This is a genomic window from Neoroseomonas marina (assembly GCF_012927745.1).
GTDB classification, from domain to species: domain Bacteria; phylum Pseudomonadota; class Alphaproteobacteria; order Acetobacterales; family Acetobacteraceae; genus Neoroseomonas; species Neoroseomonas marina.
This window is the reverse complement of sequence record NZ_JABBKX010000001.1, coordinates 731,096-745,706: the sequence shown is the minus strand read 5'-3', so window position 1 is coordinate 745,706 and position 14,611 is coordinate 731,096. Positions and strand designations below refer to the sequence as shown.

The following is a 14,611-nucleotide window of genomic DNA, read 5'->3' as shown; positions in this document are numbered from 1 at the left end:
TGCGGCGACCGCGGAAGGGCTGCATGTCGAATCCTGGCGAGTCGGATCCTACGCCGATCACCTCGGCGCGTCAGCTTGCCGGGTGGTTCGCCGCCGGCAGCAAGCCGCGCGCGCAGTGGCGCATCGGGACCGAGCACGAGAAGTTCGGCTTCCGCCGCGACGACCTTGCCCCCCCGCCCTACGAGCCGGGCGGCATCCGCGCCATGCTCGAAGGGCTGATGGCCTTCGGGTGGCAGCCGATCCTCGACCGCGGCAATCCGATCGGGCTGAAGCGCGGCGATGCCTCCGTCTCGCTCGAGCCCGGCGGGCAGTTCGAACTCTCCGGCGCGCCGCTCGCGAACATGCACGACGCCGCGGCGGAACTCGCGCAGCATCTCGATGAGGTACGCCAGGTGGCGGCGCCGCTCGGCCTCGGCTTCGCGCCGCTCGGCTTCCATCCGCTCGCGACGCGCGCGCAGATGCCGTGGATGCCCAAGGGTCGCTACGCGATCATGCGGGAATACATGCCGCGGGTCGGGCATATGGGCCTCGACATGATGCTGCGGACCTGCACGGTGCAGGTGAACCTCGACTTCGGCGACGAGGCCGACATGGTCGAGAAGCTGCGCGTGTCGTTGGCGCTGCAGCCGCTCGCCACGGCGCTGTTCGCCAATTCGCCCTTCGCCGAGGGCACGCCGAACGGCTACCGCACCCTGCGCGGCAAGGTCTGGACCGACACCGATCCCGACCGCACCGGCATCCCGTCCGTGGTGTTCGAGGACGGCTTCGGCTTCGAGCGCTTCGCCGACTGGGTGCTCGACGTGCCGATGTACTTCATCATGCGCGACGGGCAGTGGATCGACGCGGCGGGCATGTCCTTCCGCGCCTTCCTCGAAGGCCGGGCGGAGAAGCTCAAGGGCCACACCGCAACGATGGGGGACTGGGCGGACCACGTCACGACCGTCTTCACCGATGTGCGGCTGAAGCGCTTCCTCGAGATGCGCGGCGCCGACGCCGGTGCGCCCGCCTTCCTGAACGCGCTGCCGGCCTTCTGGGTCGGGCTGATCTACGACGACGCCGCGCAGAAGGCCGCGCGGGCGCTGACCAAGGACTGGACCGTCGGCGAGATGCGCGCGCTGCGCGAGGCGGTGCCGGCCCAGGCGCTGGAGGCGAGCATCGGCGGGCGGCCGCTGCGCGATGTCGCCCGTGACGTGCTGGCGATCGCGCGCGACGGCCTGAAGGCGCGCGGCGCGGGAGAGGAGATGTTCCTCGATCCGCTCGACTTCGTGGTGGCGAGGGGGCAGACCCAGGCGGATCGCTGGCTCGAGCGCAACGCGGCGGCCTGGGGCGGGGACGTCTCGCGGATCTTTTCCGAGGCGGCGATCTAGGCCGCCGGGCCGTTCAGCCTTCGAGCAGCCCGCCGATCACGGCGCCGACCAGGTTCACCGCGCCCTCGGCGACCGCTACCGCGCCGTCGGCCACGACCGCCAGCGCGCCATCGAGCGTCAGGTCCACGATGTCCGCCGCGCCGTCCAGGCCGGCTTCGACATTGTCGCCTGTCTGGCGGCGCCGTTCTTCCTCCACCGCGTGAAGGGCGGCCTCGTCGACAGGGATCCTGGGGTCCATGGGCGGTGCTCCCGAAAGCCGACCGAAGCCTCGCGCCGGCGGGCCGGCCGGCGCGAGGAAATCCTTCAGCCGACCGCGGTGCCGCCGACCGTCAGGCCGGTCATCTTCAGCGTCGGCTGGCCGACGCCCACCGGCACGCCCTGGCCCTGCTTGCCGCAGGTGCCGATCCCCGGGTCGAGCGCCATGTCGTTCGCCACCATCGCGACCTTGGTCAGCGCATCCGGGCCGTTGCCGATCAGCGTCGCACCCTTCACCGGCGCGCCGATCTTCCCGTTCTCGATCAGGTAGGCCTCGCTCGCCGCGAAGACGAACTTGCCCGAGGTGATGTCCACCTGCCCGCCGCCGAAATTCACGGCAAACAGGCCGCGCTTGACGGAGGACAACACCTCCTCCGGCGCATGCGCCCCGCCGAGCATGACGGTGTTGGTCATGCGCGGCATGGGGGCGTGCGCATAGGATTGGCGGCGGCCGTTGCCGGTGGGCGCGACGCCCATCAGCCGGGCGTTCTGCCGGTCCTGCAGGAAGCCGGTGAGGATGCCGTCCTCGATCAGCACGGTGCGGCCCGAGGGCGTGCCCTCGTCGTCGACGGTGATCGATCCGCGCCGGTCGGGGATGGTGCCGTCGTCCACCACGGTGACACCCGCCGCGGCGATGCGCTGGCCGAGCAGCCCGGCGAAGGCGGAGGTCTTCTTGCGGTTGAAGTCGCCCTCGAGCCCGTGGCCGATCGCCTCGTGCAGCAGGATGCCGGGCCAGCCCGGGCCGAGGACGACCTCCATCTCGCCCGCCGGGGCGGGGACGCTGTCGAGGTTCACCAGGGCCTGGCGCAGCGCCTCCTCGACGCCCGCCTTCCAGGCATCGCCGGCGAGGATGCGAGCATAGTCGAAGCGGCCGCCGGTGCCGAAGGACCCGGTCTCTCGACGCCCGTCCTTCTCCACGACGATCGAGACCGAGAAGCGCACCAGCGGGCGCAGGTCGGCCACGCGCTGCCCGTCCGGGCGCAGGATCTGTACCGCCTGCCATTCGCCGGTGATCGAGGCCGAGACCTGCACCACGCGCGGATCCCGGGCGCGGGCGAAGGCGTCGATCTGCTGCAGCAACGCGGTCTTGGCGCCGAAATCCATGGCCGTCAGCGGATTGGCGTCGGAATAGAGGCGTGCGTTGGTCGCGCGCGGTCCCGCCTCCAGCGTGCCGGAGCGGCCCTGGCGGACGGCCTTCACCGTCTCCGCCGCGCGGGCCAGCGCCGCATCGGAGAGTTCCCCGGCATGGGCGTAGCCCGCGGCCTCCCCGCTGACCGCGCGGAGGCCGAAGCCGCGCGTGGCGTCGTAGGAGGCCGAGCGGATGCGGCCATCGTCGATCGCGATGGCCTCGCTCTCCCGGTATTCGAGGAAGAGTTCCCCATCCTCGCAGCCCTCGGTCGCCTCGCGCAGGCGGCGTTCGGCCGCATCCCGGTCCAGCAGGCCGAAGAACAGGGCGTCGGTGGTCGCAAGGGCGGTCATGGGATCTCCTGGGGCACTGCCTGAGAGATGGTGATCTCCCGCGGCAGGCGAAGGGTGGCGATCGTCCCCTGGCCCGGCGCGCTGGTGAGCGCAAGGCTGCCGCCCATCGCCTCGGCCAGCAAGCGGGCCAGGTGCAGCCCAAGGCCCGAGCCGCCGAACCGCCGCGACAATGCGGAATCGAGCTGCGTGAAGGGCTCGAAGGCGCGCGGAATGTCGTCCGGGGCCATGCCGATCCCGGTATCGGAGATGTGGAAAACGACCCCGCCCTCGCCATCCGGCCCGACTGAGAGGTTCAGCCGCCCCCCGGCCGGGGTGAACTTCACCGCGTTGTCCAGCAGCGCGCGCAGCACGCGGCGCAAGCGGCGGGAATCGCAGGCCAGAGCGGGCAGGTCCCGGGCGGCTTCGGTCGTGAGGGTGAGGCCGCCTGCCTCGGCGGCGGGGCGGATTGCGGCGGCGACGTCTTGCAACACCGCCTCGGCGTCCACGGGCACGGCCGGCGGGGGCGGGGCCGGGCCGCCGGCGCTCGCGACGTCGAGGATGTCCTCGATCAGGGACAGGAGCTGGCGGCCCGCATCGTGCACGGCGGTCGCATACTCGGTGACCTCGGCAGGGCGGGGATCGGTGAGCAGCGCCTCGGCGAAGCCGATGACGGCCGAGAGCGGGGTGCGCAACTCGTGGCTCATGGTGGCGAGGAAGCGCGACTTCGCGGCGCTCGCGGCCTCGGCGGCGCTGCGGGCGAGTTCGAGCTCGTCGCGGATGCGCCGGTCCTCGGTCACGTCGTTGTAGGTGCGGACGAAGCCGCCATCCGGCGTCCGGTCGGTCGTCACCTCGATGATGCGGCCATCCGGGCGGCGGCGGGTGTAGCGGTCGGGCGCCCGCAGCGGGATGTCCCAGCGATCGCCGAGGATGCGCCGCGCGTCCTCGGGCGCGCCGTAGACGCCCCCGCCGATCTGGTCGGACCGCAGCTCGAGGATGTGGCGCCCGGGTCGGAACCCATCCGCCGGCAGGCCGGTCATGGCGGCGGCCAGCGCGTTGGCGGCGACCACGCGGCCGTCCGCGTCGAACAGGCAGATGCCGTGACGCATGTTCTCGAGCATCACCTGCAGGATGGCGGCGCGCGCCTTGGCCTCGGCCTCGGCCCGCGCGACCGCGGTGATGTCGACATGGGTGATGATGAAGCCGCCATCCGGCGTGGGGTCCGAGGCGACCTCGATGACGCGCCCGTCCGGCGTCTCGCGCACCGAACGGTGGGGCTTCGTGCGGTCCAGGGCGAGCGCGGCCTCGACGATGCGGGTCGCCTGCGGCTCGGGCCCGAGGCCGCCATGCGCGTGCTGCGCGCGGATCAGGTCGCCGATCGACCGACCGGGCCAGACCTCGCCCGGCTCATGGCCGGCGAGACGTGCGGCGAGCTCGTTCGACGCCACGACACGATGGTCGGGCCCGAAGATGACCAGGCCGTGGCGCATGGACGCCATGGCGGTTTCGACCAGCTGGGCGCGCCGCCGCGCTTCCTCCTCGGCGTGCCAGAGCTCCGTGATGTCGGTGATGACCGAGATGTGGCCGCCATCGGGCAGCGGGGCCGTGCGGACGTCGAGCGCGGTGCCGTTGGCGCGCAGCCGGCGTCGCGCCTGGGGCTGGGAGAGGTCGCGCGCCATCTCGCGCGCGTAGAGCGCCTCGGCCTCGCCGGCTCCGTACTCCCCGGCTTCGGCGCGGCGGCGGATGACGTCCCACAGGGTGTCGCCGACCTGCAGCGGGGCGCCTTCCATCAGGCGCGTGTAGGCGGTGTTGAACATGGCGACGCGGGAGTCCGGCCCCCACACGCAGACGCCCTGGGGCAGCGCTTCGAGCACGCCGTCGAGGATCGCCGCCCGGCGTCCGGCGTCGTGCTCGGCGCGGGACAGGTCGGTCACGTCCTCCGATTCGATGAGGAAGCCGCCATCCGGCTGCGGCGTGCTGAGGTAGCGGACGACCGTGCCGTCGGGGCGTTCGCGCTGCGCCGTGCGCGGTCGGCGGCGATCCGCGGCGAGGGCGCTGCGCAGGTGCTCGCGGTCGCGGCTGGTGAGGAATTCGCCGGCGCTGTCGAGCGCCGCCAGCACCTCGTGCAGCGTCGGCTTGCCGGCCAGCATCTCCACGCTCGCGCCGGAATGGCGACGATAGGCCGGGTTGTGCAGGACCAGCCGCTGCGCCTCATCGAACAGCGCGATGCCGCCGCGCTGGCCGTTCAGGGCGCGTTCGAGCAGCGTCGTCCGCTCGCGCAGCGTCGCCTCCGCGCGATCGAAGGCGGTGATGTCGACCAGCAGCATCGCGAAGCCGCCCTGGGCGAGCGGCAGGATCGACACCTCGTTGATGCGGGTGCCATCGGCGCTGCGCTGGCTGCGGCGGGAGGACCGCGCGCGGTCGAACGCGAGGGCTTCGGACGCCAGCCGCACCGGGTCTCCGGGGCCCAACAGGCCGCGGAAGGCCATCAGCCGGAACAGGTTGGCGAGCGGCGTGCCGGGCGGGAAACGGTTCGCCTCGGCGCCGGCATCGCGCCAGAAGGCTGCGTTGGCGAGGACCAGCCGATCCGCCCCGTCCACCACGACCATGGCGTGGGGGAGGGCCTCGAGGGCTCGGAGCGCGGCGGCCTCCGCTGTCATCCGGGCGTAGATCGGGGGTTGGGACGGCGCACGGCATGCAGCGCCAGCAGCGTCCCGGTCAGGACCAGCACCGCCACCGCCTGATGCAGCGTGCCGAGCCAGACCGGCACGACCAGCAGCAGCGTGGCGACGCCGAGCCCGTATTGCAGCACCACGGCGATGGCGAGGCCGACGACCGATCCGCGCACCCGTCCGCGCGGCAGCGCGCGCCATGCCTCGATGGCGGCCCAGCCGGCCAGCAGCAGGGTCGCCGTGGCGACGAGGCGATGGTTGAACTGCACGGCCGCGATGTTGGCGGTCAGATTCTGCCAGGCCGGCGCGAGGTCCCAGTAGCCTTCGGGCACGAAGTGTCCATCCATGAGGGGAAACGTATTGTAGGAAAGGCCAGCGCGGACTCCTGCCACGAAACCACCGGCGAGCATCGCCATGACTGCCGCGCACGCGGTGATGTGAACGAGGCGGCGCAGCCGCGTCGGTGTGGCGTCCTCCGTCGGACGCGCGCGAAGCAGGCCGAGCGCCGTCCAGACGAGCATCGCGTACAGGAGGAAGGCCATGGAGAGATGCACCACGAGCCGGTAGGGCGAGACGGCGGTGCGGTCGGCTTCGAAGCCCGAGGCGACCATGAACCACCCGATCGCCCCCTGCGCGCCGCCGAGCGCGAGCAGCAGCACGAGCCGCGGCTTCAGCCCCGCCGGCACGCGCCCGCGCAGCCAGAACCACGCCATGCCGGCGACGTAGGCGAGCCCGATCAGTCGCCCCCAGAAGCGGTGGATCCATTCCAGCCAGAAGATCTCCTTGAACCCCTCGATCCCGAATCCCGCATTGACGAGCTGATACTGCGGGATGGTGCGGTAGAGATCGTAAAGGCGCTGCCATTCGGCCTCGGACAGCGGGGGCAGGGTGCCCGCGATCGGCGCCCATTCCATGATCGACAGGCCCGACCCGGTCAGGCGCGTGGCGCCCCCGATCGCGACCATGATCCAGACGAGGCCGGCCACGACGAGCAACCACCGCGCGACGGCGCGGGCATCGGCGGCGGAGCGGTCGGCGGGCGGGGCGGCGAGGGTGCGGGCATCGAATGGCATGGCGGCGATATAGGCCGGGGTCGCGCGTCGCGCATCGGGGCGGCTTGCCCGGGACGTGCGCCCCTGCTACCCGCCGCGGCCATGTCTCCCGAGCCGAGCGCCGGGGCCGCCCCTGCCGCGCCTTCGGGTGCAGCACCGCCGACCCTTTCCGTCGTGATCCCCGTCCGCAACGAGGCGCCGAACATCGGGCCCCTCGTGGCCGAGATCGAGGCTGCCCTCGCCGCCGTGCCGCACGAGATCGTCTATGTCGACGACGGGTCGACCGACGACACCTGGGCGGCGCTGCAGGCCGCCCGCGAGGTCGGGGCCCCCGTTCATGCCCTGCGCCACAAGGCGTCCTGCGGGCAGTCGGCCGCGGTCATCACCGGGGTGAAGGCGGCGCGCGGGCGCTGGATCGCGACGCTGGACGGGGACGGGCAGAACGACCCGGCCGACATCCCGAAGATGCTCGCCCGCGCCGAGGCCGAGGCCGCCGCCGGGCGCCGCACCCTGGTCGCGGGGCATCGGGTGAACCGCAAGGACAGTGGCATCAAGCGGTATTCCAGCCGGATCGCGAATGCCGTGCGCTCGCGTCTGCTGAAGGACGCGACGCCGGATACCGGCTGCGGGCTGAAGGTCTTCGCGCGGGACCTGTTCCTCGACCTTCCGCATTTCGACCACATGCACCGCTTCCTGCCGGCGTTGACGCTGCGCCAGGGCGGGTCGGTCGTCAGCGAGCCGGTGAACCACCGGCCGCGGGTGCGCGGGGCGTCGAACTACGGGACGCTCGACCGGCTGCTGGTCAGCATCTTCGACCTGATCGGCATGGCCTGGCTGCAGCGGCGCGGCAAGCGACCGGCCATCGAGCGCGACACAGGGCCATGACCGCGGAGGCGGCGTCCGCCCGGCGCCGCGCGGCGCTGGTCAAGCTGGGCGTGCTGGCGGCGGGGCTCGCCGTGGCGGGGCTGCTGTTGCGCAGCATCGGCTTCGCGCCAGGCACCGAATGGGTCGACCGCTGGGTGCTGGGGCAGGGGCTGCTGGGCGACGTCGTCTTCGTGGCGATGGGCGCGGCGGCGACGGCCGCCGGCGTGCCGCGACAGGGCGTCGCCTTCCTCGGGGGCTATGCCTTCGGGACGGTCGAAGGGACGCTCCTGTCGCTGGCGGCCCAGGTGGCGGGTTGCGCCGCGTCCTATGGCTGGGCGAAGGCGGTCGGGCGGGGCTGGGCGGAACGGCGGCTCGCCGGTCGCTTCGGGCACCGGCTGCGGCCGCTGCGGGACGTGCTGGCCGGCAGCCCGTTCAACGCGACGCTGGCGCTGCGGCTGCTGCCGGTGGGCAACAACCTGGCGCTGAACCTTCTGGCGGGCATGGCGTCCATTCCGCTGGTTCCGTTCCTGGCGGGTTCGGCCGTCGGATACCTGCCGCAGACGGTGATCTTCGCGCTGCTCGGCAAGGGCATCCGGGTGGACGGGGCGTGGCAGCTGGGGCTGGCGGTGGCACTCTTCGTCGTCTCGGCCGGGATCGGGCTGCTGCTGCTGCGCCGGCACCGGGCGGGCCAGGCGCTCGAGGACGAGGACGCGCGCTGATTGCGCTGGATCATGGACGGCCGCGGCCGTCCGGGGGACGTGACGGCATGGACACGGATGTCGCGATCATCGGGGCGGGGCCGGCCGGGCTGGCACTCGCCTGCGCATTGGCCGGCAGCGGGCGGACGGTCACGCTGCTGGAACGCGCGCCGGAGGCCTCCATCGCCGATCCGGCCTTCGACGGGCGCGAGATCGCGCTGACCCACCGGTCCCAGGCGATCCTGCGCGACCTTGGCGCCTGGGAGCGCATCCCGGCTGCCGAGATGGCGCCGCTGCGCGAAGCGAAGGTGATCAACGGCGCCTCGCCGCTCGCGCTGCGCTTCGCGCCGGGCGGGGATGAGCCGCTGGGGCGGCTGGTGCCGAACCACCTGATCCGCCGCGCACTGTTCGAGGCGATGGCCGCGTGGGGCGAGGCCCGTCTGCTGGCCGGGCGGGCGGTGACGGGGCTTGCGCTCGGCGCCAAGGGGGCGGTCGTGGCGCTCGATGGCGGCGAGGAGGTCTCGGCACGGGTGGTCGTCGCGGCGGATTCCCGCTTTTCCGAGGCGCGGCGGCGGGCTGGGATCGGGGCGCAGATGCTCGATTTCGGGCGCACCATGATCGTGGCGCGCGTCGCGCATGAACGACCGCACGGGGGCGTCGCGACGGAGTGGTTCGGCCATGGCCAGACCATCGCCATGCTGCCGCTGGCGGGCGACGTCTCCTCGGTCGTGCTGACGCTGCCGCCGGCCAAGGCGGAGCGCCTGATGGCGATGACGCCCGGGGCCTTCGCCGAGGAAGTGGCGCGGCGCTACGAGGGGCGGCTCGGCGCCATGCGCCCGGCCGGAACGCGGCACGCCTATCCGCTGGTCGCGACCTATGCCCATCGCTTCGCGGGGCGCCGTTTCGCGCTGCTGGGCGACGCCGCGGTCGGGATGCATCCGGTTACGGCGCATGGGTTCAATTTCGGGCTGTCCGGCGCCGAATTGCTGGCGCGGGAGATCCGGGCGGCGGCCGATCCGGGGCACGCGGCGGGGCTGTCGCGCTACGCCGCGGCACACCGGCGGGCGACGCTGCCGCTGTTCCTCGCGACCAATGCGATCGGGCGGCTCTATTCGGATGACCGGGCGCCGGCTCGGGCCGTGCGGGCGGCGCTGATCGGGGCCGGGGCCGTGCTGAGGCCGGTGCGGAAGGCCATCGTGGCCGGGCTGATGGATGCGCCGGCGCGGCGGTCCTCTGGAGGGGCGCTGCCCCTCCAAGCCTCCCCACCAAAGGCCTGAAGGCCTCTGGACACCCAAAAGTGATGGTTTCCAAAGGCCCTTAGGCCTTTGGCAGGGTGAGGTCCGGAGAGGGGCGGCGCCCCTCTCCGCTTGACGCGCCCGAAACGTTGCGCTGAAACTTAACCGAATGGTTCAGTTACCCCAACCTGCGCTCGACCGCGTCTTCGGTGCGCTGACCGACCCCACGCGCCGCGCCATGCTCGCCCGCCTGGCCGAGGACGGAAGCCTGTCGATCAGCGAACTGGCGAAGCCGCTGCCGATGTCCCTGCCGGCGGTGATGAAGCACCTCGACGTGCTGGAAGGGGCGGGGCTGGTGGCGCGGCAGAAGGCGGGGCGCACGGTGACCTGCCGGCTGGTCGGTGCGCCGCTCGAGGACGCGATGGCCTGGCTGCAGCGCTATGCCCGGTTCTGGGAGGAAAGCCTCGACCGCCTTGCCGCGGCGCTGGAGCGCGCGCCGTGACGCCGAGCCTGACCCTGGTCCGCCGCCTGCGGGCCTCGCCCGCGCAGGTCTTCGCCGCCTGGATCCGGGCCGAGACGCTGGCGACCTGGTTCGGCCCGCACCACACGCGGGTGGAGGACGCCGAACTCGACGTCCGGCCCGGCGGTCGCTTCCGCGTCGTGCTGCGCGAGGACAACGGCGAGCGGCACGAGGTCGGCGGCACCTACACCGAGGTGGCGGCGGGCGAGGGTCTCGCCTTCACCTGGGCCTGGCACAGCACGCCCGAACGGCAATCGCGGGTGAGCGTCCGCTTGCGCCCGGTGGCCGAGGGCACGGAACTGACGCTGGTCCATGACCGCTTCGCCGACGAGGCGACCGCGACCCGGCACCGGCGCGGCTGGACGGAATCGCTCGAACGCCTGGACGCGCTGTTCGGCGGCGGGGCGCAACACGACGGATCGAGGGAGACGACGCGATGACGGGACACGTGCTTCTGCTGCTCGGCACCAAGAAGGGGGTCTTCATCGCGGAAGGCGATGCCGGCCGGCGCGACTGGGCGCTGCGCGGTCCCTTCTGCGAGACATGGCCGATCAACCACGCCATCGCCGATCCGGCGACGGGCACGATCTGGGCCGCCGGGGGCAACGAGTGGTTCGGGCCGGCGGTGTGGCGGTCGGAGGATCTCGGCCGGACCTGGACGCATTCCAGCGCGGGGCTCGCCTATCCGGAGGGGGAGACACCGATCAAGTCGGCCTGGTCCCTGGCGCTCGGGCCGGACGGGACGCTCTGGTGCGGGGTGGAGCCGGCCGGGCTGTTCCGCAGCACCGATCGCGGCGAGACCTGGACCCCTGTGACGGGGCTGAGCGAGCACCCCAGCCGGCCCGAATGGCAGCCGGGCGGTGGGGGGATGATCCTGCACGGCATCGTCACGCACCCGACCGACCCGAACCGGGTCTGGGTGGCGGTTTCGGTCGCCGGGGTCTTCGCGACCGAGGATGGCGGGGCGACCTGGACGGCGCGCAACCGCGGCACCCGGCAGGACTACGCGCCGGAGGAGCAGCGCTATCCCGAGCACGGCCAATGCGTGCATGCCCTCGCCATGGCGGCGGGGATGCCCGACCGGCTGTACCAGCAGAACCATTGCGGCATGTACCGCAGCGACGATGGCGGCCGGCGGTGGGAGAGCATCGAGGCGGGGTTGCCGTCCTCCTTCGGCTTTCCGGCCGCGGCGCATCCGCGGGACCCGGACACGCTGTTCCTGATGCCGCTGAACGGGGACCAGGCCGGACGCTTCATGCCCGGGGCGGCGGCGGCGGTGTGGCGCACGCGCGACGCCGGGGCGAGCTGGCAGGCGATGCGCGCGGGCCTGCCGCAGAAGAACGCCTATTTCGGCGTGCTGCGCCGGGCGATGGCGACCGACCGGATGGAACCCGCCGGCGTCTATTTCGGAACCAGCGGCGGCGGGTTGTTCGCGAGCGCCGACGAAGGCGAGACCTGGTCCAGCATCGCCGAGCACCTGCCCACCATCCTCAGCGTCGAGACGCTGGTGCGCGATGGCTGAGGCGGTGACCGTTCTGCTGCCCGAGGCGCTGCGGCGCCTGTTTCCCGGCGCGCCGGGGCTGGTGGAGGTGGCCGCGGGCAGTGTGGCGGAGGCGATCGCTGCGCTGGACGGGCGATGGCCGGGGATGCGCGACCGCCTGTGCGATTCGACGCCCGCCATCCGTCGGCACCTCAACATCTTCGTGGACGGCGAGCGCGCCAGGCTCGAGACGCCCATCCCGCCGGGGGGCGAGATGATCGTCATGACGTGGATCAGCGGCGGGTAGCCGGGCCCTCGAGCCTGCCGGCCTCGACCCGGGCCCACGCCGCAGGCGCGCGCCCGCGCAGGCCGCCTTACGCCTTGTGCGGGACCATCGCGCTGGCGGTCACCTCGGCGTGGCCCAGCGCCTCCCCCGCCGCGAAGCGGGTGGCGTTGCCGAGGGTGACCTCGGCGATCGCGCCGAGCGCCTCGGCGGTGAAGAAGGCCTGGTGGCCGGTGACCAGCACGTTGGGGAACGTGAGCAGCCGCGCGATCACGTCGTCGGTCAGGATCTCGTTCGACAGATCCTCGAAGAAGAGATCGGCCTCCTGCTCGTAGACGTCGATAGCGAGGCCGCCGAGCCGGCCGGATTTCAGGGCCTCGATCGCGGCCTCGGTGTCGATCAGCCCGCCACGACTGGTGTTGACGACCAGGAGCCCGGGCTTGGCGATGGCGAGGGTCTCGGCGCGGACGACGTGGTGCGTCTCGGGCGTCAGCGGGCAGTGCAGGGTCAGGATGTCGGCCTGCGCGGCGATCGCCCGCGGATCCATGTAGGTCACGCCGATCGCCTGCAGCCCGGGGTCGGGATGGACGTCCGAGGCGAGGACGCGGCAGCCGAAGCCGGCGGCGAGGATGCGCGCGACGATCGCACCGATCTTGCCGGTGCCGAGCACGCCCACGGTCTTGCCGTTCAGGTCGAAGCCGAGCAGGCCTTCCAGGGCGAAGTTGCCGTCCCGCGTGCGCTGGTAGGCGCGGTGGATGCCGCGCACCAGGGAGAGCATCAGGCCGATGGCGAACTCGGCCACCGCATGGGGCGAATAGGCCGGCACGCGTGCGACCTTGAGCCCGAGGCGCTGCGCCGCGGCCAAGTCGACATTGTTGAAGCCCGCGCAGCGCAGGAGCAGCAGCCGCGTGCCGCCCGCGGCGAGCACCTCAAGCACCGGGGCGGAGAGGTCGTCGTTGACAAAGGCGCAGACCGCCTCGGCGCCATTGGCGAGCGGCGCGGTCAGCGGCGCGAGGCGCGGCTCGAAATAGAGGATCTCGTGCGCCGAGGCTCCCGGCGCGCCTTCGAAGCTGCGGCGGTCGTAGGGCTTGGTGCTGAACATGGCGATGCGCATGGTGGCCTCCGCGCCCGTCAGCCCAGCATGAGCTGGACGGCGATGATCTTGGCGATGGTCATGGTGGGAAAGACGATCGCGTAGCCGATATCGGCGCGGTCGCTGCCGAGCAGCCGATTGGCGCCGGCGAGGATCGCCGGGTTGCCCGTGGCGCCGGCGCAGACGCCGAACAGGTCGTCGACCCGAATGCGCAGGATCAGGTGGCCGATCAGCAGCACGGTCAGCACGATGGTCGCGAGCACCAGCGCCGCGCCGGCCAGCACCGCAGGGCCCTGCGCCGCCACGGTCTCGACGAAGGGCCGGCCGGAGGCGATGGCGACCTGACCGAGGAAGATCGACAGGCCGAAGTTGCGCAGCACGATGTTGGCTGCGACCGGCATGCGCCAGCCGATGCCGAGGGTGCTGCCGCGCCAGCCGAGGACAAGGGCGACGACGAGCGGCCCGCCCGCGACCCCGAGGCTGAAGCCCCCGCCGCCGGGCAGCGGCACGCGGATCATGCCGGCAAGCAACCCGAGCGCCATGCCGATGCCGATCGAAATGAAGGACAGCTCGGCATTGCCCTTCACGCTGTCGCCGAAATGGGCGGTGATCTCGGGGCGGTGGCCGCTTTCCGCGAGCAGGACGAGGACGTCGCCGTATTCGAGCGCGAGGTCCGGCGCGGGCATCATCACGGCGTCGCCGCGGCGGATCTGGGCGATGCGGAGAGGACAGGCGGGCATCGGCATCTCGGCCAGCGTCCGGCCGCGGAAGGCGGGCTTCGAGACGATGACGCGCACCAGGTCGTAGTCGCTGCGGTCCTTGCCGAGGCGGCCTTCCTCCTCCTCCCCGAGGAGGGCGACGGCTTCCGCCACGGTGGCCGGCGGGCCGAGCAGCAGGAGCCCGTCGCCGCCGGCCAGCATCGTGTTGGGTTCGGCGGGCGCGTTCTGGTGGTTGCGGCGCGTGGCCAGGATGCGGATGCCCTCGGGGAGAGTGGCCTCGATCTCGGCGAGGCGCTGTGGCGGCGCTCCGGGGCGGAGCGTGACCTCGGCATGGCGCAGCGCCGGGGCGGCGACCGGGATCTCCGGACGAAACAGCCGCAGCATGAATCCCATCAGCAGGATCGGGCCGATGACCCCGACGGGATAGGCGACGGCATAGCCGATGGTGGGCTCGGGCCCCCCGCCCGCGGCGGTGATCGCCGCCTGCAGGGCGGAGGTGCTGGTCCCGGCCCCGGCGAACATCCCGGCCGCAACCGCCATCGGCAGGCCGAGCATCTCCCCCACGGCCCGGGCGGCGAAGAGGGCGGCGACGACGGCGAGCAGCGCGAGCAGGATCCAGCGCAGCCCTGGCCCCTTCAGGCCGGCGACGCATTGCGCGCCGTACTGGATGCCGGTGCCGTAGAGGAACATCAGCAGGCCGAGGGTGCCGACGAGTCCGGGTGGTGCGGCCCGCGGCGCGATGGCGCCGATCGCGAGGCCCGAGAAGAGAACGGCGCCGGCGCCGAAGGTGACGCCGAGCACCGGGACCTGCCCAAGTGCATAGCCAAGCCCGATCGCCACGAAGAGGGCGAGCATGGGCGAGCCCTCGAGCAGGCCAGTCAGAATGTCCACGGCGCTTCTCCCCGCCGCTGGGCGCTC

Annotated in this window: 14 protein-coding genes; 8 read left to right on the top strand and 6 right to left on the bottom strand. The window is 72.7% G+C overall.

The genetic code is table 11. The annotated features are described in order from the left end of the window. The first annotated feature begins 23 nt into the window (after nt 1–23). Nucleotides 24–1,367, top strand: coding sequence for a glutamate--cysteine ligase (locus tag GWK16_RS03620; protein WP_170052569.1), 1,344 nt, complete (start codon nt 24–26; stop codon nt 1,365–1,367). A 13-nt stretch (nt 1,368–1,380) separates the two neighbouring features. Here the strand turns inward: GWK16_RS03620 and GWK16_RS03615 are convergent, their stop codons facing one another. The 4 genes from GWK16_RS03615 to GWK16_RS03600 form a co-directional block, all read right to left on the bottom strand. Then, nucleotides 1,381–1,605, bottom strand: coding sequence for a hypothetical protein (locus GWK16_RS03615; protein WP_170052568.1), 225 nt, complete (start codon nt 1,603–1,605; stop codon nt 1,381–1,383). Between the two features lie 65 nt (nt 1,606–1,670). Next, nucleotides 1,671–3,101 carry a metalloprotease TldD gene (gene tldD / locus GWK16_RS03610; protein ID WP_170052567.1) on the bottom strand — a complete coding sequence of 477 codons (1,431 nt, stop codon included), beginning with the start codon at nt 3,099–3,101 and terminating at the stop codon, nt 1,671–1,673. Beyond that, nucleotides 3,098–5,737: a sensor histidine kinase gene (locus GWK16_RS03605; protein WP_170052566.1), complete on the bottom strand. Its 2,640-nt coding sequence runs from the start codon at nt 5,735–5,737 to the stop codon at nt 3,098–3,100. The genes tldD and GWK16_RS03605 overlap by 4 nt, the downstream gene beginning before the upstream one ends. Continuing rightward, complete coding sequence (locus GWK16_RS03600; protein WP_170052565.1) at nt 5,734–6,822, bottom strand: COX15/CtaA family protein; 1,089 nt, start codon at nt 6,820–6,822, stop codon at nt 5,734–5,736. The genes GWK16_RS03605 and GWK16_RS03600 overlap by 4 nt, the downstream gene beginning before the upstream one ends. Before the next feature lie 153 nt (nt 6,823–6,975). Here GWK16_RS03600 and GWK16_RS03595 point away from each other — a divergent pair, with 153 nt between their 5' ends. The 7 genes from GWK16_RS03595 (at nt 6,976) to GWK16_RS03565 (ending at nt 11,905) form a co-directional block, all read left to right on the top strand. Next, the gene (locus tag GWK16_RS03595) at nt 6,976–7,686 is read left to right on the top strand and encodes a glycosyltransferase (RefSeq protein ID WP_456306746.1); all 711 of its coding nucleotides are present in this window, start codon (nt 6,976–6,978) and stop codon (nt 7,684–7,686) included. Beyond that, on the top strand, nt 7,683–8,384 hold the full coding sequence (locus GWK16_RS03590; protein ID WP_170052563.1) for a TVP38/TMEM64 family protein: 702 nt from the start codon (nt 7,683–7,685) through the stop codon (nt 8,382–8,384). Before GWK16_RS03595 ends, GWK16_RS03590 begins: the two co-directional genes overlap by 4 nt. A 47-nt stretch (nt 8,385–8,431) precedes the next feature. Further along, complete coding sequence (gene ubiM / locus GWK16_RS03585; protein WP_170052562.1) at nt 8,432–9,640, top strand: 5-demethoxyubiquinol-8 5-hydroxylase UbiM; 1,209 nt, start codon at nt 8,432–8,434, stop codon at nt 9,638–9,640. Nucleotides 9,641–9,767: 127 nt separating this feature from the next. Then, nucleotides 9,768–10,100, top strand: coding sequence for an ArsR/SmtB family transcription factor (locus tag GWK16_RS03580; protein ID WP_170052561.1), 333 nt, complete (start codon nt 9,768–9,770; stop codon nt 10,098–10,100). After that, the gene (locus tag GWK16_RS03575; protein WP_170052560.1) at nt 10,097–10,558 is read left to right on the top strand and encodes an SRPBCC domain-containing protein; all 462 of its coding nucleotides are present in this window, start codon (nt 10,097–10,099) and stop codon (nt 10,556–10,558) included. Before GWK16_RS03580 ends, GWK16_RS03575 begins: the two co-directional genes overlap by 4 nt. After that, complete coding sequence (locus GWK16_RS03570) at nt 10,555–11,640, top strand: WD40/YVTN/BNR-like repeat-containing protein (RefSeq protein ID WP_170052559.1); 1,086 nt, start codon at nt 10,555–10,557, stop codon at nt 11,638–11,640. Before GWK16_RS03575 ends, GWK16_RS03570 begins: the two co-directional genes overlap by 4 nt. Beyond that, nucleotides 11,633–11,905, top strand: coding sequence for a ubiquitin family protein (locus GWK16_RS03565; protein WP_170052558.1), 273 nt, complete (start codon nt 11,633–11,635; stop codon nt 11,903–11,905). Before GWK16_RS03570 ends, GWK16_RS03565 begins: the two co-directional genes overlap by 8 nt. Nucleotides 11,906–11,972: 67 nt before the next feature. Here the strand turns inward: GWK16_RS03565 and GWK16_RS03560 are convergent, their stop codons facing one another. Next, entirely contained in the window at nt 11,973–12,995 is a 1,023-nt protein-coding gene (locus tag GWK16_RS03560; protein ID WP_170052557.1) for a 2-hydroxyacid dehydrogenase, read from the bottom strand. Nucleotides 12,996–13,012: 17 nt separating this feature from the next. Beyond that, on the bottom strand, nt 13,013–14,584 hold the full coding sequence (locus tag GWK16_RS03555; protein ID WP_211187040.1) for an aspartate:alanine exchanger family transporter: 1,572 nt from the start codon (nt 14,582–14,584) through the stop codon (nt 13,013–13,015). Nucleotides 14,585–14,611 lie beyond the last annotated feature (27 nt).